Source organism: Pseudomonas mucoides, from assembly GCF_015461845.1.
GTDB lineage: Bacteria > Pseudomonadota > Gammaproteobacteria > Pseudomonadales > Pseudomonadaceae > Aquipseudomonas > Aquipseudomonas mucoides.
Genome location: NZ_JACOPW010000008.1, coordinates 176,075 through 195,268 on the forward strand (window position 1 = coordinate 176,075; position 19,194 = coordinate 195,268).

Annotated in this window: 20 protein-coding genes and 1 tRNA gene; 15 read left to right on the forward strand and 6 right to left on the reverse strand. The window is 54.3% G+C overall.

Features of this window, described 5'->3' with window-relative positions; genetic code table 11:
• Positions 1-128: 128 nt before the first annotated feature.
• From H8F22_RS26940 to H8F22_RS26985, 11 genes are all read left to right on the forward strand, one after another.
• The gene (locus H8F22_RS26940) at positions 129-902 is read left to right on the forward strand and encodes an ABC transporter ATP-binding protein (RefSeq protein ID WP_027922189.1); all 774 of its coding nucleotides are present in this window, start codon (positions 129-131) and stop codon (positions 900-902) included.
• Between the two features lie 13 nt (positions 903-915).
• Entirely contained in the window at positions 916-1,662 is a 747-nt protein-coding gene (locus H8F22_RS26945; RefSeq protein ID WP_194940896.1) for an ABC transporter substrate-binding protein, read from the forward strand.
• Positions 1,663-1,740: 78 nt separating this feature from the next.
• Positions 1,741-2,436 carry an ABC transporter permease gene (locus H8F22_RS26950; RefSeq protein ID WP_027922191.1) on the forward strand — a complete coding sequence of 232 codons (696 nt, stop codon included), beginning with the start codon at positions 1,741-1,743 and terminating at the stop codon, positions 2,434-2,436.
• Positions 2,433-3,122: an ABC transporter permease gene (locus H8F22_RS26955; RefSeq protein WP_027922192.1), complete on the forward strand. Its 690-nt coding sequence runs from the start codon at positions 2,433-2,435 to the stop codon at positions 3,120-3,122. The genes H8F22_RS26950 and H8F22_RS26955 overlap by 4 nt, the downstream gene beginning before the upstream one ends.
• Positions 3,103-4,335: a methyltransferase gene (locus tag H8F22_RS26960; protein ID WP_194940897.1), complete on the forward strand. Its 1,233-nt coding sequence runs from the start codon at positions 3,103-3,105 to the stop codon at positions 4,333-4,335. Before H8F22_RS26955 ends, H8F22_RS26960 begins: the two co-directional genes overlap by 20 nt.
• 343 nt (positions 4,336-4,678) lie before the next feature.
• Positions 4,679-5,503, forward strand: a complete 825-nt coding sequence (locus H8F22_RS26965; protein ID WP_059181801.1) for an FkbM family methyltransferase — start codon at positions 4,679-4,681, stop codon at positions 5,501-5,503.
• Between the two features lie 77 nt (positions 5,504-5,580).
• Positions 5,581-5,656: transfer RNA gene (locus H8F22_RS26970), tRNA-Thr, on the forward strand.
• Between the two features lie 164 nt (positions 5,657-5,820).
• Positions 5,821-7,149, forward strand: coding sequence for a tyrosine-type recombinase/integrase (locus H8F22_RS26975; protein ID WP_194940898.1), 1,329 nt, complete (start codon positions 5,821-5,823; stop codon positions 7,147-7,149).
• Between the two features lie 906 nt (positions 7,150-8,055).
• Positions 8,056-9,036 carry an integrase domain-containing protein gene (locus H8F22_RS26980; protein ID WP_194940899.1) on the forward strand — a complete coding sequence of 327 codons (981 nt, stop codon included), beginning with the start codon at positions 8,056-8,058 and terminating at the stop codon, positions 9,034-9,036.
• Positions 9,033-9,308: a hypothetical protein gene (locus tag H8F22_RS32740; RefSeq protein WP_228758962.1), complete on the forward strand. Its 276-nt coding sequence runs from the start codon at positions 9,033-9,035 to the stop codon at positions 9,306-9,308. Before H8F22_RS26980 ends, H8F22_RS32740 begins: the two co-directional genes overlap by 4 nt.
• A gap of 382 nt (positions 9,309-9,690) precedes the next feature.
• On the forward strand, positions 9,691-11,556 hold the full coding sequence (locus H8F22_RS26985) for a DUF262 domain-containing protein (RefSeq protein WP_194940900.1): 1,866 nt from the start codon (positions 9,691-9,693) through the stop codon (positions 11,554-11,556).
• A gap of 170 nt (positions 11,557-11,726) precedes the next feature.
• Here the strand turns inward: H8F22_RS26985 and H8F22_RS26990 are convergent, their stop codons facing one another.
• Together H8F22_RS26990 and H8F22_RS26995 are read right to left on the reverse strand one after the other, a co-directional pair.
• Positions 11,727-12,218, reverse strand: coding sequence for a PIN domain-containing protein (locus H8F22_RS26990; RefSeq protein WP_194940901.1), 492 nt, complete (start codon positions 12,216-12,218; stop codon positions 11,727-11,729).
• The gene (locus tag H8F22_RS26995; RefSeq protein ID WP_194940902.1) at positions 12,199-13,281 is read right to left on the reverse strand and encodes an XRE family transcriptional regulator; all 1,083 of its coding nucleotides are present in this window, start codon (positions 13,279-13,281) and stop codon (positions 12,199-12,201) included. Before H8F22_RS26995 ends, H8F22_RS26990 begins: the two co-directional genes overlap by 20 nt.
• A 163-nt stretch (positions 13,282-13,444) precedes the next feature.
• Between H8F22_RS26995 and H8F22_RS27000 the strand changes: the two genes are divergently transcribed.
• Genes H8F22_RS27000 through H8F22_RS27010 form a run of 3 tightly spaced genes read left to right on the forward strand, consistent with a single transcriptional unit; the run spans position 13,445 to position 15,349 of the window.
• The gene (locus tag H8F22_RS27000) at positions 13,445-13,708 is read left to right on the forward strand and encodes a multiubiquitin domain-containing protein (RefSeq protein WP_194940903.1); all 264 of its coding nucleotides are present in this window, start codon (positions 13,445-13,447) and stop codon (positions 13,706-13,708) included.
• Positions 13,683-14,897 (forward strand): ThiF family adenylyltransferase, encoded by a 1,215-nt coding sequence (locus H8F22_RS27005; RefSeq protein ID WP_194940904.1) that lies wholly within the window; start codon positions 13,683-13,685, stop codon positions 14,895-14,897. The genes H8F22_RS27000 and H8F22_RS27005 overlap by 26 nt, the downstream gene beginning before the upstream one ends.
• The gene (locus H8F22_RS27010; protein WP_194940905.1) at positions 14,894-15,349 is read left to right on the forward strand and encodes a DUF6527 family protein; all 456 of its coding nucleotides are present in this window, start codon (positions 14,894-14,896) and stop codon (positions 15,347-15,349) included. Before H8F22_RS27005 ends, H8F22_RS27010 begins: the two co-directional genes overlap by 4 nt.
• A gap of 468 nt (positions 15,350-15,817) precedes the next feature.
• Here the strand turns inward: H8F22_RS27010 and H8F22_RS27015 are convergent, their stop codons facing one another.
• Positions 15,818-16,510, reverse strand: coding sequence for a hypothetical protein (locus H8F22_RS27015; RefSeq protein ID WP_194940906.1), 693 nt, complete (start codon positions 16,508-16,510; stop codon positions 15,818-15,820).
• A 694-nt stretch (positions 16,511-17,204) separates the two neighbouring features.
• Between H8F22_RS27015 and H8F22_RS27020 the strand changes: the two genes are divergently transcribed.
• Positions 17,205-17,417 carry a hypothetical protein gene (locus tag H8F22_RS27020; RefSeq protein WP_194940907.1) on the forward strand — a complete coding sequence of 71 codons (213 nt, stop codon included), beginning with the start codon at positions 17,205-17,207 and terminating at the stop codon, positions 17,415-17,417.
• Positions 17,418-17,525: 108 nt separating this feature from the next.
• On the opposite strand, the gene H8F22_RS27025 is transcribed toward H8F22_RS27020, so the two are convergent.
• From H8F22_RS27025 to H8F22_RS27035, 3 genes are read right to left on the reverse strand one after another with little or no spacing between them, the layout of a single operon-like run.
• Positions 17,526-18,236 carry an SDR family NAD(P)-dependent oxidoreductase gene (locus H8F22_RS27025; RefSeq protein ID WP_027922197.1) on the reverse strand — a complete coding sequence of 237 codons (711 nt, stop codon included), beginning with the start codon at positions 18,234-18,236 and terminating at the stop codon, positions 17,526-17,528.
• 44 nt (positions 18,237-18,280) lie between these two features.
• Positions 18,281-18,937, reverse strand: coding sequence for a DsbA family oxidoreductase (locus H8F22_RS27030; RefSeq protein ID WP_194940908.1), 657 nt, complete (start codon positions 18,935-18,937; stop codon positions 18,281-18,283).
• Positions 18,934-19,155: a tautomerase family protein gene (locus tag H8F22_RS27035; RefSeq protein WP_027922199.1), complete on the reverse strand. Its 222-nt coding sequence runs from the start codon at positions 19,153-19,155 to the stop codon at positions 18,934-18,936. The genes H8F22_RS27030 and H8F22_RS27035 overlap by 4 nt, the downstream gene beginning before the upstream one ends.
• Between the last annotated feature and the right edge of the window lie 39 nt (positions 19,156-19,194).

Here is a 19,194-nt window from a genome sequence, read left to right on the forward strand (position 1 = left end):
ACAACCTGCCACGTCACGTCCGTTTACCGCCCGTAGCGCTGTTGGCTGCCATTCGAACGCTATGCTAGCTTGGCCGCCTCGCCAGGAAGGCCGCCAACAGCAGGAGCGAAACACTATGAGGAACGCACATGGCTGAGGCCACGCCCGCGCTTGAAATCCGCAACTTGCACAAACGCTACGGACAGCTTGAGGTGCTCAAAGGCATCTCGCTGACCGCCCGCGACGGCGACGTGATCTCGATCCTGGGTTCTTCCGGTTCCGGCAAGTCCACGTTCCTGCGTTGCATCAACCTGCTGGAAAACCCGCACCAGGGCCAGATCCTGGTGGCCGGCGAAGAACTCAAACTCAAAGCCGCGAAGAATGGCGAACTGGTCGCTGCCGATGGCAAGCAGATCAACCGCCTGCGCAGCGAGATTGGTTTTGTGTTTCAAAACTTTAATCTCTGGCCGCACATGAGCGTGCTCGACAACATCATCGAAGCGCCGCGTCGCGTCCTCGGTCAAAGCAAAGCCGAAGCCATCGAAGTCGCCGAAGCCCTGCTGGCCAAGGTCGGTATCGCCGACAAGCGCCATGCCTACCCGGCGCAATTGTCCGGCGGCCAGCAACAACGCGCGGCCATCGCCCGCACGTTGGCGATGCAACCCAAGGTGATCCTGTTTGACGAGCCGACTTCCGCCCTTGACCCGGAAATGGTCCAGGAAGTACTTAATGTCATCCGCGCCCTGGCCGAAGAAGGCCGTACCATGCTGCTCGTGACCCATGAAATGGGCTTTGCCCGTCAGGTCTCCAGCGAAGTGGTGTTCCTCCACCAGGGCCTGGTAGAAGAACAAGGATCGCCACAGCAGGTGTTCGACAACCCGCTTTCGGCACGCTGCAAACAATTCATGTCCAGCAACCGCTAACGGAGCTACCCGCATGCAGAACTTCAAAAAAGTCTTCCTGGCGGCCGCCGTCACCCTGGCGTTCAGCGCCGGTGCCATGGCCGAAACCCTGAAGATGGGCATCGAAGCGGCCTACCCGCCGTTCAACAATAAAGATGCCAGTGGCAATGTCGTCGGCTTCGACAAGGAAATCGGCGACGCTCTGTGCGCCAAGATGAAAGTCGAGTGCACCGTGGTGACCTCCGACTGGGACGGCATCATCCCGGCCCTGAACGCCAAGAAGTTCGACTTCCTGATCTCCTCGATGTCGATCACCGACGAGCGCAAGCAAGCGGTCGACTTCACCGACCCGTACTACTCGAACAAGCTGCAGTTCATCGCACCTAAAGACAAAGAGTTCAAAACCGACAAGGCTTCCCTGAAAGGCAAAGTGATCGGCGCACAACGTGCGACCCTCGCCGGCACCTGGATGGAAGACAACATGGACGGCGTCGAAGTCAAACTCTACGACACCCAGGAAAACGCTTACCTGGACCTGACCTCCGGTCGTCTGGACGGCATCCTGGCGGACAAGTACGTCAACTACGAATGGCTGAAAAGCGACGCCGGCCGGTCCTACGAATTCAAGGGTGATCCAGTAGAAGAAAGCGACAAGATCGGTATCGCGGTACGTAAAGGCGACCCGATCCGCGCGAAGCTGAACCTCGCCCTGAAGGAAATCGTCGAAGACGGCACCTACAAGAAAATCAACGACAAGTACTTCCCGTTCAGCATCTATTGATTCTGACCTGCCGGACCGGCGCCGTTCGCTAACGGCGCCAGTCCATGGCATTGCCTGCCGCGATTTGAAAAGAAACCCATGACTATCGATCTCTACGGATTCGGCCCGGCGCTCGCCGCTGGCGCGCTGATGACTGTGAAACTGGCACTCTCGGCCTTGTGTCTGGGGCTGGTGCTCGGTTTGCTCGGCGCCTTGGCCAAGACATCCCCGTACAAGCCGTTGCAATGGCTTGGCGGCACTTATTCGACACTGGTTCGCGGCATCCCGGAATTGCTCTGGGTGCTGTTGATCTACTTCGGCACGGTCAACCTGATGCGTGCCCTGGGCGAGTTTTTCGGCAATCCCGATCTCGAACTCAATGCCTTCGCCGCCGGCGTGATCGCGCTGGGCCTGTGCTTTGGCGCCTACGCCACCGAAGTGTTTCGCGGCGCGATCCTGGCGATTCCCAAAGGTCACCGTGAAGCCGGCGTGGCGTTGGGCCTGTCGAAATTCCGCATCTTTACCAAACTGATCATGCCGCAGATGTGGCGCATCGCCCTGCCGGGCCTTGGCAACCTGTTCATGATTCTGATGAAAGACACCGCGCTGGTATCGGTCATCGGCCTGGAAGAAATCATGCGCCACGCGCAAATCGGCGTGACCGTGTCCAAGCAACCGTTCACCTTCTATATGGTGGCCGCGTTCATGTACCTGGGCCTGACCGTGCTCGCCATGAGCGGCATGCACTTGATGGAACGACGTGCCGCGCGCGGCTTCGCGAGGAGCACCCAATGAACTGGGAAGTCATCATCAAGTGGCTGCCGAAACTGGCCCAAGGCGCAACGCTGACTCTGGAACTGGTGGCCATCGCCGTGATCGCCGGTTTGCTGCTGGCGATTCCGTTGGGCATCGCGCGTTCGTCGCGGCTTTGGTACGTGCGGGCATTTCCCTACGGCTACATCTTCTTTTTCCGTGGCACGCCGTTGCTGGTCCAGCTGTTCCTTGTCTATTACGGCCTGGCTCAGTTCGATGCAATTCGTAACAGCCCGATGTGGCCGTACCTGCGCGATCCGTTCTGGTGCGCCACCGCGACCATGACCCTGCACACGGCGGCCTACATCGCCGAGATCCTGCGCGGCGCGATCCAGGCGATTCCGCCGGGTGAAATCGAAGCGGCGCGCGCGTTGGGCATGTCCCGCGCCAAAGCGCTGTTCTACATCATCCTGCCGCGAGCTGCGCGCATCGGCCTGCCGGCCTACAGCAACGAAGTGATCCTGATGCTCAAGGCCAGCGCCCTGGCCAGTACCGTGACCCTGCTGGAGTTGACCGGCATGGCCCGCACCATCATTGCCCGGACCTACCTGCCGGTGGAGATCTTCTTCGCCGCGGGCATGTTCTATTTGTTGATGGCTTACGTACTGGTTCGTGGCTTCAAGCTGCTGGAGCGCTGGTTGCGCGTCGATGCCTGCCAAGGGCGTTGATTCCTCCCGCGTGCTGACGGGCGAGGCCCTGCTCGCCCGCTTCACCGCGCTGGATGCTTTCCTGATCGAGCATCAAGCGCTGTGGAAACCGCGTCCGTTTACTCATCTGCATCTGCCTTGGGAAACGTCCTACCCGGAATTGGCACTTTGGCTACGGGAACGGTCGCTGGACGACGCAGAACTTGCGCATAACCAACCTTGTTTGCTGCATGCGCCGGAGCCGTTTGCTTCATTGGCTGCGCTGTCCCATGAATTGAGTTCTGTGGGTGAATTACCGGCGCATTCGCTGCAAGCGGCCGGGCATCGGCTGAACGTCGATGTACCGGGACGCAAGTGGCAACAAATCGAGGCGTTCGCCAGTCGCCTGTCGTTTGCGGCAGCGCCGAAGCATTGGCTGGATTGGTGTTCGGGCAAGGGCCACTTGGGTCGGCGTTTACTGCAAACCGGGCAACAACTGACCTGCCTGGAATACGACCCGGCCCTGGTGGCCAGCGGACAGGCACTCAGCCAGCGTCATCAATTGCGGGCGCTGCACGTCGAACAGGATGTGCTCGCGCCTGAAACCGCGAATTTATTGACTGTTGATCACACAACGGTGGCGCTACACGCCTGCGGTGATTTGCATGTGCGGTTGATCCAGCTCGCCAGCGCGGCGGGGTGCAAACAATTGGCCATCGCGCCGTGCTGTTATAACCGGATCAATCTTCCGGCCTATCAGCCGCTTTCCTCGGTCGGTTTGCGATCCGACCTACAGCTGTCCCTCGACGATCTCGCCCTGCCCATGAGCGAAACCGTCACCGCTGGCGCTCGCGTACGACGTCAACGCGACACCTCCATGGCCCGGCGCCTGGGTTTCGACGTGCTGCAACGGCAATTGCGCGGCGTCGATGAATACCTGCCCACCCCTTCCCTGCCGAGTGCCTGGCTGGACAAGTCCTTCGCCGAGTACTGCCATCATCTGGCCGCACTGAAAGACTTATCCACAGTCGGTTCGCAAGATTGGTCCGCTGTCGAAGCTGCTGGATGGCAACGCTTGGCGCACGTGCGCAATCTGGAGCTGCTGCGCGGACTTTTCCGACGTCCGTTGGAGCTTTGGCTGGTCCTCGATCGCGCCCTTTTCCTTGCCGATCAGGGTTACACCGTTCGCCTCGGGACCTTCTGCGAAACCCCGCTGACGCCGCGTAATGTCCTGCTCTTGGCGGAACGCCCATAAAAGCCACAGCCTGTGGATAACTCTGTTGATGAAATTATCATGGATCCAATATCTACGGCTGTTTCAGAGGTGAAACGCAACTGTTCATTTTTCGTACACTCACGAAAAAATCCAGAAAAACAGGGATTTGCGCACCAATGAGAACAGGTCCACAAAAACACCGGTGAGCGCAGAATGCCACCGCCGCCGTTGTGCATAAGCATTCAATGCAAAGGACATAAGCGCCTAAACCCGGACCTCACGCGGGGAAAATTGCACCGCCTCCCGACTCTTGTTATACAAACACGCAAGGACGCCGTCAGCGCGACCACGAACAAGAAAATTCGACCGACAGGATGCGACCGTGACGTTCATTTCCTACGCACAGAACTTCGAAGACATACGCCTGTGGCGCGCCCTCAAAACCGTCGAGAACGGCTTCTATATCGACGTCGGCGCCAACGATCCGACCCATGACTCGGTCACCAAAGCGTTCTACGACCACGGCTGGAGCGGCATCAACGTCGAACCGATGCCCAACTACTACGAAGCCCTGTGCCAGCAGCGTCCCAAAGACACCAACCTGCAATGCGTGGCCGGCGAAAGCGCCGACAGCCTGACCTTCTATGGCATCGCCGGCACCGGCCTCTCGACCGTCGACCCGGCCATGGCGCAAATGCACAAAGACGCCGGCATGGACGTGCGCAGCCAAACCGTCCAGTCCCGCACCCTGACGTCCATCTGCGAAGAACACGCCCAGGGCCGCCCGATCCACTTCCTGAAAATCGACGTCGAAGGCCACGAAGAAACCGTCCTGCGCGGCATGGACTTCACCCAGTGGCGGCCATGGGTCATCCTCATCGAAACCCCGTGGGACCGCGACCAGACCTGGGAAACCCTCGTCACCGGCGCCGGCTACCACTCCATCCTGTTCGACGGCATCAACACCTACTACCTCGCCGAAGAACACCTGAACCTCAAACCCGCCTTCGACATCCCGCCGTGCAACCTGGATGAATTCCAGTTCTGCAAAGGCCACAACTTCAGCCACCCCATCGGCGATGCCGAACAGCAACTCGCCACCGCCCTGCAACGCGCCGAACAGGCCGAAGCACAGCTGCGCGCAATGCAAAACAGCCGCACCTGGCAAGCCATCCAGAAACTAAAGAAAACCCTGCTACGCGCCTGACCTGACGCCTGCGCAAAAATAGTCTGAATTCAGGGGTTTACAGAACCAACCCAATCGCTATAATCGTCGCCCAACACGCCGGTATAGCTCAGTTGGTAGAGCAACTGACTTGTAATCAGTAGGTCCCGGGTTCGACTCCTGGTGCCGGCACCACATTAGGCTCCATTGCATTCCACCGAATGCTCTGGAAGCCCCGAAAACCCGCCCTTTGGCGGGTTTTTTCGTTCCAGGACCCTCTGTCGGGATCCAACAAAATCCCCCTTCCCAGCGGCTATCTTAGGGGTACAGCGTCTTTGCTATCTGGAGACCGTACCCCTATGCCACGCCTAGCGACCCCTCTCAGCGACCTGCAATGCCGCACGGCCAAACCCCGCGAACGCGCCTACAAACTGTTCGACGGCGGCGGCATGTACCTCTTCGTCAAACCCAACGGCGTCAAGACCTGGCGCCTGAGGTATTTCAAGCCCAGCGGCAAGGAAGGCACGCTGATCATCGGCAATTACCCCATCGTGCCTTTGGCCGTCGCAAGGCGTAAGCGCGACGAGGCCAAGGCACTGCTGCTCGACAACCTCGATCCTATGGAAGAGAAGAAGAAGGCCAAGATCGCAGCCCAACGAGCGGCTCTACTTTTTGAAACCGTTGCCTTGGAGTGGCACGCCGATATGTCCCGCCGCTGGACCGAAGGCCACGCGAAAACAGTGATGAGCCGACTGCGTACCCACGTCTTCCCGCTGATCGGCCAACGGCCCATCGCCGAACTCGATACCCACGATCTGCTAGAGATCACCCAGCGCATCAAGGAACGCGGCACCATGGATGTGGCGCTAAGGGTGCAGAACTACTTATCCACTATCATGCGCGGTGCCAAAAGGGCTCGGCAAATCACCATGAACCCTGCGCTGGATCTGGCAGGCTCGATTCACGCGCCGCGTACAGTCCACCGCCCTGCCCTCTCCCTCAATCGCCTGCCCGAACTGCTGCACCGCATCGACAACTACCACGGTCGCGAATTGACCCGCCTCGCCGTCCTGTTGACATTGCATGTATTCGTCCGCTCCAGCGAACTGCGCTTCGCTCGATGGAGTGAGTTCGACCTCCAACGCGCCATGTGGGAAATCCCCGATACGCGCGCACCGATTGAAGGGGTACGCAACTCCACACGGGGGACCAAGATGAACGGCGACATTCAAATGGTCCCACTGTCGCCGCAGGTCATCGAAATACTGGAGCGCCTGCGTAGCCTCAGTCGCTTTTCAGAGTTGGTGCTACCAGGCGACCACAAGTACTGGAAGCCCATGTCCGAGAACACGGTTAACTCTGTGCTGCGCAACGTGGGCTATGACACTGCCAAGGATGTGTGCGGCCATGGCTTCAGAACCATGGCCTGTAGCGCCTTGCTGGAGTCAGGACTGTGGACAGACGCCGCCATCGAACGGCAAATGAGCCACAAGGAACGCAACCGCGTGCGCGCCGCGTATATCCACAAGGCCGAATTCCTCGAGCAGCGCCGGCTGATCATGGCGTGGTGGAGCAACTACATTGATGCCAACCGCAGTGGGCATGTAACGCCTCACGAGTTCGCTCATCCAGTCGGCGACAACATCACAGCCCTACAAAATAGCCGTGGCGCATTCAAACGTGGGTAAGCCTGTGAGATCACCGCAGTCCGCCCTTCCACGCGGGTCCATCCAAGCGGGGCTGCAAAGCCGCCCTGCTTGGATGGACCTCATTTAAAAAATCTAAAGCTCACGCAAACTGTCTGTGGAAAACCACTGATTTCCACCGGTGGATAATTTAATCCACAGCCGCAGAATTCCCAAAATTCGAGCCTTGACCCAAATTATCCACAGGCGTAGAAAAGGTCGGGCAAAGCGCTGTCGTTGACAGCAACCCAGGTAGCCAGAACCTTTAAGGCTACGCCACACCGTGGTGGTTCTCCCAAAGTGCGATTAGCGTCCGGTGGCTCGCACGGTCACTCACCGAGTGATGGATGCCTACTTCAGATCATTGCCATTGCGGCAAATACATCCCCCTCCCCAGCTGCCCTGCAGCAACCTACCCGCTTGGCCATTTCACTGCGCCAACCTGCGCCCGTCTCTTTCTCCCAGAAAGAGACGGGCGCTCCTACCGCTGCTGCAGCCCAACTCGTACAAGGCTTTGCGGCATTCCCCCTTGTGACAATCGGCGTGACAAACACCGAAGTCACCAGCAACAGCGATGCAGATGATGGTGCCGCAGCCCACGGAATGGACTGCACCTGACTGACAGTCAGGCACGCCCTGGTCATCGCCTCACTGCCTTCACCCGACCCAGGATCTCGCGGCGCCGGTCTCGTCAGCCAGTGCAGCCTCCACCCGCCCACTTCCTCGGAAGTGTTCAGGAGGCCAGATCATGAGATGCCCAAGCTCCCGGTCGTAAGGAGCCGCCAGTCCCGCGCTAGTGGACAACCCTCACAGGTCGCAGGGGCCTTGATCCCTGATAACACTCAACATTCGTGGCGGGATGACGTGGGGAAAGACTTCAAACGGTTTGGCTTCGAGAGGAGTTTGATCATGGCGTTGGTAAGTAGACGTAACGGGCGAAATTTTGGCTATGGTCGACAACTGAGTTATGCCGGGCCACAGGCATTGAAAGATCTGTTTGGCGGCGGGCATTACGGCACGGTCAAAGCGCACAGTGATCGCTGGCAGGCGTTTGTGCGCTGGTGTCGGTCGGACGATGGACCGGGGTTCAATGATGCGCGGCAAATCGATCGGCAGTCGTTGCTGGATTACGCCAAGCATCTGCGTCAGCAAGTTGAACGAGGTGAACTCGTCATCGCCACCGCGCAAAACCGGCTGTCCAGCGTGAACCGAACGATGGCCGCGCTTCGCGGTGATCAGCATGTGAAGGTGTCGAGTCCGAGCAAGGCGTTGGGAATGCGGCGCACCAGTGTTCGTTGCTCGGTGCCGCAAGGCCAAGACCGCGAACAGGTTAAGCGGATCGTCGAGGTGCTTTGTGAGCATCAGCAATCGCGCGCGGCCGCCATCGCTCAGTTGGCACGAGCCACCGGAATGCGCTTGCGAGAGACCATTTTGGCCGACCTTCCTCGCCTGCAACGGGAAGCCGAGGAGTTCGGCAGAATCAACATCCAGGACGGCACCAAAGGTGGCCGCTCCGGTGCGTCGGCACCTCGCTGGATCACGGTAGATGATCATATTCGCGACGCGCTGAAATATGCCGAACAAGTCTCGCCCGACGGTAGCCGCAACCTGCTTGCACCGAACGAAAGCCACCTCGATTTCCAACGGGAAATCGTCCGCCCCGCACGGGACCTCCTCCATAAGCACAACCTTAAAGGCTTTCATGAATTACGGGCGGCCTTTGCATGCGAACGCTATGAACAAATCACCCAGCATCCCGCGCCTATCAACGATGGCTACTGCTACCAACTCGACCGACGCCTCGATCAGGAGGCCCGAGTACAAATCAGCTATGAACTCGGACACGGCCGTATTGACGTGGTGTCGGCTTACATTGGTGGTCGAGTATGAGCACGGCATTCGATATGGAGCTATTCCTGTCAGGCGTCCTGACCGGGTCGCATACCACACGCCAACGCCACCTTCGCCAAGCAAAGGCCATTCAAGCAGCGATCACTAATCGTTGGCACCGAGAGAATCCATGGGCCTGGCAGCGGAAGCATCTCGACTGGTTTCTAAACCATCACGTGAACCAGCACGCTGAATCGACGCGCTATTACTATCTGCTGACCGTGCATTTACTCACTCTACGCTTAGGAAAATCCTGGCAGTTCAACTGCTAGGCTAAGGTCAGCAACCGGCCGATTCTGTTGAAAAGGCCACCGACGGTTTCGGCGATCGAAAAATGTCTCTCTGAGATTGAAATCTGGACGTAGAGCAGGCGCTAACCCCGGATCATATTTTGCGTAGCAGCGTGCAAAATGGATGATTTCCAAGCTCAGCGCGCGTTGAGTTTGCCCACTCGGACTTTTCGATAGCATCGGCCAAAACATCCATTCGAGAAGCGACTATGAATTCAGAGGCGACTCAGTCACTTTGATGGCTTCAACCACGCCACCGATGGCAACGTGCCTTTACTCAAGCCTAAACATTGACAGACAATGCAGGTAGGGGTACCCGATAGCGCGCCATTGCATGGATCGCTCTAGAAAATTAAGGAATAACATGGCATACGTTAACCCGTCCACACAGAGCATTAAAACCTGTTTTCAAAGCCACTACTCGCTTCCATATTTTCAGCGAGAGTACAAATGGGAAACACGTCATTTTGCCGAGCTTCTTAACGACATACAAAATACCTTCATATTATGCTTTGACCCTACCCATGGGCGACAGGAGGTAGCCAATTACTTACCATATTTTTTGGGCTCAATTATTACATCCAAAGAGTCCGATGGCAAAAAACCTCTTATCGATGGACAACAACGGCTCACCTCCACCTTTCTTATACTTGCTTACCTTGAGAGATATCGAAAAGATAACGACATCAAAGATGCCGCAGACCTATCGACTTTACTTGGAAATTTAAGCTACGGAAAAATGGATTACTCTATCGAGTTTTCCGAGTCCAGAAAATTAATTTTCAATGCCTATTTAGACAACAGTAAAGCTCTCGTTGATGCAATGCAAGATGCCGAAGACGTTGCAGACATAGACGATGGTGATAAAAAAATAATTGAAGCACTACGCACCACTGACTCTTTATTGGACGACACAGTTAGAGATGGCATTGCCTATTTCATAGACTATGTAAAAGAAAGAGTTTTGCTGATTGATATTTCTGTAGAAAGCGAGTCAGAAGCTCATCGCGTTTTTGTGACCATGAATGATAGAGGTTTACGCCTCGGCCCCATTGACTTACTTAAAGGCTTGATACTTTCTGAAATTAAAGTAGCCGCCGATAGCCATTCTTGCCATGAAGCGTGGGTCGAGGTAATTCGAAAACTTCGGACCATTGATCCCGAAGAGGACTCGCTATTTTTCAGAAATTTATTTCGCGCACAGTGGGCTAATACAATGAGGGGTAAGACGAAAGGCGATCCTGCAGGTGATTTCGACATAATCGGTGACTCTTACCATCGCTGGTTTGAGGATAACACGCAAGCACTTGGTTTAAATAATGCGGATGATTATGCAAGATTTGCAAAAGATGACATAACAAAATTCTCAGAAATCTATATATTTATAAAAAACGCAGAGAGTGAACTTAAAGTCGGTCACGAGTGCATCTACTACAATGCCTCAAGAAGATTTAGTTTCCAAGCAATGATTTTAATGGCTGCGATCAGCATCAACGACACGACCACACAATGGCAAAACAAGATTAGAATCGCCTCACAATTTATTGATTTAGTGCTGACATCGCGCACCATTGATGGAAAAGCCAACAACTACGACAACCTCAAAGAAATATCGTTCAATTTAGCTAAAGACTTTAGAAAAAAGGACTACCCTCAGCTTCTACAATACATTCAAACTGAGTGGCCTAAGTACTTCTCCAGCATTCCACGCTTAGACCAGTTCCGTTACACAAAAACAGATCGCTCAGACATACTATATATCCTTGCTAGGATTGCGTGTCATTTAGAAGATGCATTTTCACTAACAAATAAGGTTGGATTCACAACATTCTGGCAGCGGGACAGAGGTTACAAGACTTTTGACATCGAACACCTTTTAAAAGACTCATTTGATACTACTGCGCTTCCAACAAATCACGGATTCACAGATGCAAAAGACTACGCCGACTCAAGAAATCTTTTAGGCGCACTTATTTTACTATCTCGTTCGCGGAACCGATCCCTCCAGGATGATCCATATACTAAAAAGCTTCATGCTTACTCGTCAGAAAACATTCTGTCACAGTCCTTGTGCGACGGCTTTTATCAGAGCAATCCAACCGTCACAACTTATCTTAAAGCGAACCCTCAAATTTGCTTAGTTAGTATTACAGACTTTGAGAAAGCCGACATCGGAAAACGAGCTGCAGTCTATATTGCAGTAGCACAACAAATCTGGAAAATGCCTTAAACCAACTCCCTCCTTGCGACTAAATAGTCGCAAGGAGCATACAAAGGTGCGCTATCTTTTTCGGCCACAAATACTCATATTCCAAAAAATATGAACGGGCCAAAAGCGGAAACCCAGCGCCGTCTGGTTTCTGGCTCAGAAGAACGCACTTTGTTTGGGCAGATAGCCATTCAGGCCTCTTGCCAGCGCAGCACTTGCGCCGAAGCCTCAACCCAAGACAAGCGGCAGCCCTCACGCTGCATGACCTCGTAGGTGGATGCGACGCGGCCAACTGGAATAATGCGCGCTACGAGCAGCTGTTCCATCAGCCAAACCATTCCGTGTACCTTGATCTGCTCTGCGCGGGCAACCTCACTCATCGCACAGTCCCCGGCAAGCAACGCGCCATTCAACGTTCGCGCCAAGGCTAGTGCGAAAAGATCGTTCGAGCTTTGCCTCTTGAAGCGTGGTCTAAGTTGCTCCACGTAACCTACGGCTTCTGGAGGCTGTGGCAGAACTTTCAGTCCCAAGCCCGGCAGGATGCCGTAAGCATCGGCCAGTTCCTCAACGTAAAGCACGTCAGGGACACAAAACTCGACATTTGGAAGACAAAAAATATCTTCTAGCAATCCGCCAGCATCCAGATCAATGATGATGTTAGTGTCAGTTACGACCAACTGCATTGGTTGCATCCATGCGTCGCCGTGAACGCAGTTCAATGAGAGGAATGCTCAGCAGCTCAGCAGCCTTGGACTCACCAATCAGCTCCTCCGCCAGCGCCCGATACACCAATTGGTCGAATCGACGAGGACACTCCTTGGGATAGGGGTCGCCCGGCTCCTGTTCCCGCCAAGTGGTAGTCCCCTCCCCCTGCTGTGCAAAGAACTCCCAATGGCGGCGGGCCGCGGATTTGTTAATGATGCCTAAGTCCTGTGCTCGGTATATCCAGCCATTCATGCTCAAGCCCCACTCACGCTTGAGCAGGTATAACTCTTGAGGCTCCAACCATGACCGGGATTCACCCAAGCTACGAATGGCTTCCCCTTTGGGAGCAAGGAAGGCACTCGCGAAACGATTACAGGCACGCTCCTCGTCCAGTTCCGAGGAAATACGGCGATTGAGCACAAGATGCCCCAGTTCATGCGCCAAGGTGAAGCGTTGGCGATCGCCCGGCCAATCGCTACCAACAACGACCACAGTATGGGTGTTGGCCTTGGCCACCAGACCGTCGAACTTTTTACCTCCGTCGTGCGGAGTGAGGACAACCTTGATGCCTTCCTCCTCCATTCTGTCCACTAAATTCCGGATCGGGCCATTTCCTAGCTGCCAATGCTTCCGGACCGTCTCCGCGACAGTCTCGATCTCTGCGTAGGTCGTCACTTGGGTTGGTAGATCTGGGGGAAGAGTGAAGTCTTTGGGCCAGGACGCCGGTACGATGGTCTCCAGTTCAAACCAGCGCTCCAACTGCTCCCGGACGTCCGCAAGCGCCTTATCTTCATCCTTCGGTGAGAGCTTGGAGTGCTTCCTGAACTCCACCTCCGACAACTCAAACTCTGACTGCCGGAAGAAGTACTCGGTCCGGACATTCAAGGCCCTTGCCAAGCGTAGCAATGTCTCTGATGACGGTTTTGCTTGGTCGCGCTCGTACTTGGAAATTGCCATGGCACTGAGCCCAATCGACTGCGCCAAGTCGCGCAAGGACAGGCCTGCAGCAGCACGACCTTGTCTGATCCTCGCTCCTAGCATATCGCTCCTCGTAGTTTACAAAAAAACAATTATATTGACTCGTTGTAAACCTACCGGTAAGGTTTACACAACCACATGATACATTGATTTTTGTAAACGTGGCAGTTCTGTCATCAGGTTGCCTGCCAAAGACAGCAGGCCAACCACTTAGGAGATTGCTTACATGAGCAACGAGCATTCAGAAAACGCCCCTGGCCACAACAAGCCGGTAGAGATCGTCATCAACGGCCAGCCTTACACCGTCACACAGCAACAAATCAGCTACGAGGAGATAGTGCGCATGGCCTTCCCGGAGGGCCCATTCGACATCACCTACTCCGTGGACTATGCCACTGAACACGGTCCAGACGGGACGTTAACGAAGGGGCAGAGCACCAAAATCCATAAGGAGATGAGCTTCAATGTCATCAAATCCAATCGATCCTAATAGCGCCATGGAGCGTCTCCGCCTGGAAGGCTACAAGGTGGAGGTCCGTGATCAGCACTTGCTCGTTCACTCGATCCCCTTTGTAACAGCGAGAAAGGTGGTGCGCTACGGCACTCTCGTCTGCCTGTATCTAAAGCAGGGCGAGCAAGTAGTTCCGCCGAATGGGCCAGGAGATAACCACCAAGTCTGGTGGACGGAGGAATATCCGTGCTACCCGGACGGTACTGTGCTGGATCTGGGTAGTGATCCTAGTGTGCGGGAGCTGCTGCCCGGCCTCACGGTTCGCAACCGTTTTTCCAGTAAGCCCAACCAGTATGTAAACGGTTACCCGGACCATTACGCAAAGATTACCTACTACGTCCGGATGATCCAGAACCAGGCAAAGGCCATCGATTCGGAAGTGGATGCGTGCACCGGCGAGGTTGTTGAAACTCAGGAGAACGAGTCAGTATTCCGCTACCCAGATACAGCCTCCGCACGCGCAGAAATCTTGGCGATTTCCGCGAAGTTGGCAGTTAGACGCGTGGCTATCGTGGGCTTAGGCGGTACGGGATCGTACTTGCTCGATCAAATTGCGAAGACACCTGTCGGAGAAATCCATCTATTTGACGGTGACATCTTGGGCAGTCACAACGCATTCCGAGCACCCGGCGCAGCATCTATCGCGGAAGTAAACGCGAGGGAACCGAAAACGGACTACTTCGCCCGAAAATATGATCCGATGAGGCGCGGCATCATGAGCCATGCCTACTTCCTAGACCAGAGCAACGTCCACGAGCTTGCCGGGTTCGACTTTGTGTTCATTTGCGTCGACAAGGGTACGATTAGAGCGATGCTCGTAGAGTTCCTCATCGATAAGGAAATCTCGTTCGTTGACACTGGAATGAACTTGAAACTCGTTGCACAGACCAACTCGCTGATTGGCACCTGTCGCGCGACACTTGTTACCCCGACGAAATCGAACCATGTCACTGATTACATCCCAATGGATTCCGACGACGACGACGTACTGTATCGCCAGAACATTCAGGTCGCTGACATGAATGCGATCAACGCGATGCTTGCCGTTATCAAATGGAAGCAGTACTTGGGCTTCTACGGAGACGATTTCAAACCTTACAACCTCTCATTCGGCGTAAATCTGATGAGCCTCAATCGCGGCCCGAAGCGCCTGGACGGCGTCGAATGAGCACAATGCGCCCCGAATTCGTCAAGTTCATTCCGCAGGCGTTGGTGCCAGGCGTGCTATATATCAGCGAACAATATCGGACCGCCTCGCATCTGTGCGCTTGCGGCTGCGGCGAGAAAGTAGTTACGCCTTTGTCGCCGGCTGACTGGCAATTGACAAATCTGAACGGTCGCGTGAGCCTTTCTCCGTCGATTGGTAACTGGAAATACACCTGTCGCTCGCATTACTGGATCCGGCGAAACGAAATCGTCTGGTCTAACACCATGTCGGCAGCACGCATTGCGCGCATCGAAGAACGCGATCTTTTAGACAAGGCTCGCCACGTCGAACAGCGGAACCAGGCAAAGTTGAGCCTGACAAAACCGCATCCACCGCAATCCATCCCCTCCGATAGTAAGCCCCCTTCATTCTGGGCGCGCCTATGTGCGGCTATTCTCCACTTCCTACGCTAGTCCTGATTCGTAATAGTCAGCATGGATTTTCATCCACTGAATGTGAGTTGCTAGCTCTATCTGCGCTCACTCGGATGTCCGAATTGGTTTGGATTGCGTCCTTTGGCCAACGTCTGCTTTGGGTCCAGGTTGTGTGAAAACGTAGGCATCGTTTTAAAGTCTGGACGGACAAAGAGGACAGATTAATTTTTTAGCTAAGATGTGTGCCAAGGGACGGAACCCACCAAAATAGTAAATAAATCCGTCCTTCTTTTGTTTTGCTCGCGTTCCAAAAGATAGGCTTTTGTATAAAAATCGTCATAGGACACCTCCAAGGATGAGTAATTTTCGTTAGGTTATCAGCGGCATTGGTCGCCTCAGGGCCAGACCAAGGAGAAAGCCTGGCAACCGATATAAAAGTAATTAACTGCCTTCAGCCCAAAGGGGACGATTTTATTTTGAGGCGGGTGTTTACCAATGCATATCGCTCTATTGTATTGCCTCATGAGCTTTTGCTAGTTCTCCTAAAGCGCCCTTCCAAACAGCCATGCATCGTTCAGAGTCAGAACCCGACGCCAAATTCTGACAATATAAGCTTTTTGAAATGGCAGACAAGGTCACTCTGAAATAATTCTTATTTATCTCGCTGAAAGGTATAATAAAAAAGCTACATATATCAAGAAAATCTACTTGATGAGCTTGAGTCTCCAAAGAGAATGACCTCCCGCTTTCTTGAAGTTTGTTTTTTCTATTTTGAAGGTGTTCCCAGTATCTGGCGTTCTCCAACCCTAACAGATCAACTCCGATTGCAATCAATAAGTCGTATTTTTTCTTTGTCTTTCCTGGTGATGTAAGAATGTTGTTAAAGGCCCAATTTTCGGCGACTTTCCCCTTATCCCTATTCGCAATATTTATGCGCGCACACTTTATTTCAAAAGTTACTTTTCCAATTTCGGTTTCAATGTACCCATCACCAGGATCAACGACAACTTGGCCAGGGTCTAAATATTTAGTTTCTGCATCGCCGTAACGTCCGACCGGGACAAAAATATTTTCAAACCTATATCCAGCGCGATTAATCAGAAAATTCTTAGTTAAAATTTTCCCTAATATATCACCATCTAAATATCGCGAGTATTCAGCCTCTGGGGATGGCGCATTTTTATCTAAGAACCCTGCCATTAAGCCTCCTACTAATAACATTTCCTAAACGTCAACTTCGGCCTGACCGTTATTTTAATTACTATTGCAAAGGCAGTATGATCTGCATGTACTTAAGTGTTTGGATTTCGAACTATTGAGATTAGCCCGGACCGTGAAGGAAAACAATTTTAACTGCGACGAAAGTCCCTTGTTTGGGGGAAGCCGAAAACCGCTTCTGTGCCGACTCCTGCCTATTACCCATGGTGATAATAATCGGCAATGTTCGAACCCAAAATTTTTACCTGCTGTATGCTGCTCTGGATGATTTACGTCCAGGCACGACAACGTGCTGACGCCTTTAGCTTCCGGATTCGATTCCACTGAAAGCCATAACTAGCTGATTTATTTATAGTTACTAGTTGGGGTACGCCAAATTTTCCACCGAATTCCAGACCCGCAGAAAACCTAGCCTAGATGAAACCTACCGTTTGTCTGGTGCCGCACCATACGCAATATCGAAAAAGGCTCACCGAAAGGTGGGCCTTTTTTGTTTTTGGGTCCTACGCTCGCTCCCCTCTCGCTGAAGGATCGCGAATCGCCGCATCCCATTCGGGTACCGCGCATCTACATCCCTCCCCGAAACGATGAGCGGTTACGGTCGAAAAGCTGTGAGACGGCATAATGACAGCAGTGCTTATGCACAATCCTCTCCGCCGTTGCGAGCCCCTTTGTAATGAACACCGAACGACGTTACTCGATCATCTTGGAGCGCAGCGCCGAGGTGCTGCTTGAACATGCACCCATGGCGCAGATAGAGGCATTTTGGGACGCCAACGATACCCGCTACTTCGGGTTGCGCATGGAGGACGAGCACAGCGCGCACGCACGAGTGATTGTCACTGACGAAGTCCCTGACGACGAAGATGTGGAGCTTTCTTGCCTGTAGAAAAAAGGGCACGGATTCAATGTTCCATCTGGTGCCGGCACCACACAAAACAAAGCCCTCGTAGAAATACGAGGGCTTTGTTGTTTCTGGCGTTTGAAAAACCCGCTCTTAGTGACCAGCGCTCTGCCCACCATCCACGTGCAGAATCTCCCCGGTAACAAAGTTGGCGCTATCCAGATAAACAACCGCCTGAGCAATGTCACCGATCTCACCCATATGCCCAACCGGGTGCAGATTCCCCAGCGCTTCATGCGTTTCCTCACCATGCATCGGCGTCTTGATGATGCCTGGCGAAACCGCATTCACCCGAATCCCGCGCTTGGCGTACTCAATTGCCAGGGACTTGGTCGCCGCGTTCAAGCCACCTTTGGTCAGCGAAGCCAACACCGATGGCACACCATCAACCGCGTGGTCCGTCAGACTGGTGGTGATGTTGACCACATGGCCTTTGCCTTGTTTTTCCATCTCGTTGATCGCGAGTTGGGTGATGTAGAAGAAGCCGTTCAGGTTCACCGACAACACATTGGCGTAGTCTTCAGCGGTGTATGCGGTGAACGGCTTGGCGATAAAGATCCCGGCGTTGTTGACCAACGTATCGATGCGGCCAAAACGTGCGATCGCTTCACGGATCACTTGCTGCGCAACCGCCGGGTCGCCGATGTCGCCCGCCACGGTGAGGATGTCCGGGTCGGTGGACGGTTTGATCGAACGCGAAGTGGCGACAACTTTGTAATCCAGATCGCGGAAGGCTTTGACCATGCCGGCGCCGAGGCCTTGGGACGCGCCGGTAATGACGATGACTTTTTTCGAATTGCTCATGATGAACCTCTGCTAATTAAAAGATGATTTAAAAAAGTAAGTAATCAGGCTTCGGCCGGGGCCTTGGCCATTTGTCTCAGCATTTGTTCGTAGTACTCGACCGACTGCGATCCGGACACCAGGTGACGACCGTTGAGGATCATGGCCGGGACCGAGTTGATCCCGTGCTGGCGGTAGAACGCCTCAAGCTCGCGCACTTCTTTTGCGAACGCTCCGGAGGCCAACACTTCTTGCGCAGCGGCCACATCCAGTCCCGCTTCCCCGGCCAGACGAGCCAGGGTTTCGCGGTTGCTCGGGTTCTGGCCGTCAGTGAAGTAAGCGCGCAACAGGATCTTCTTCAGCTCGATCTGCCGCCCTTCCTGCAACGCCCACAACAGCAATCGGTGCGCATCAAACGTGTTGTAGAAGTGCGTGCGCTTCTCCAGATCGAAGGTGAAACCGATGGCCGCGCCACGTTCGATTTGCATCGCTTTGCCGGCGGCAACGTCTGCGGCGGTGCGTCCATATTTGCGCATCAAATGCTCAACCGCTTTTTCGCCGACTGCCGGCATGTCCGGGTTCAGTTCGAAAGGCTTGTAGGTCAGCTCCACCGAAATCTCACCCGCCACGTTCTCGATCGCTTGCTCCAGCGCTGTCGCACCCAATGCGCACCACGGGCACACCACGTCGGAGATGAAGTCGATGGAGACGGACGCGGTCATGACTTGCCCTCCGCCTCAGCCAGTTGCTTTCGATACTTTGTGGTGGTGATGCCGGCGTAGCCCCAGTTATCGGTGTCGACTTCTTCGATCACGATGTGGGTCAGGTGCGGATCCTTCTTCAGGACGCGCTCCAGGGTTTCTGTGATTTCGGCGATCACCTGAGCTTTCTGCTCTGAGGTAACGCCATCGCGGGTAATGCGAACGCTGACAAAAGGCATGAGGGAATCTCCAAGTGACCTGCCCTTCGGAATGAATGG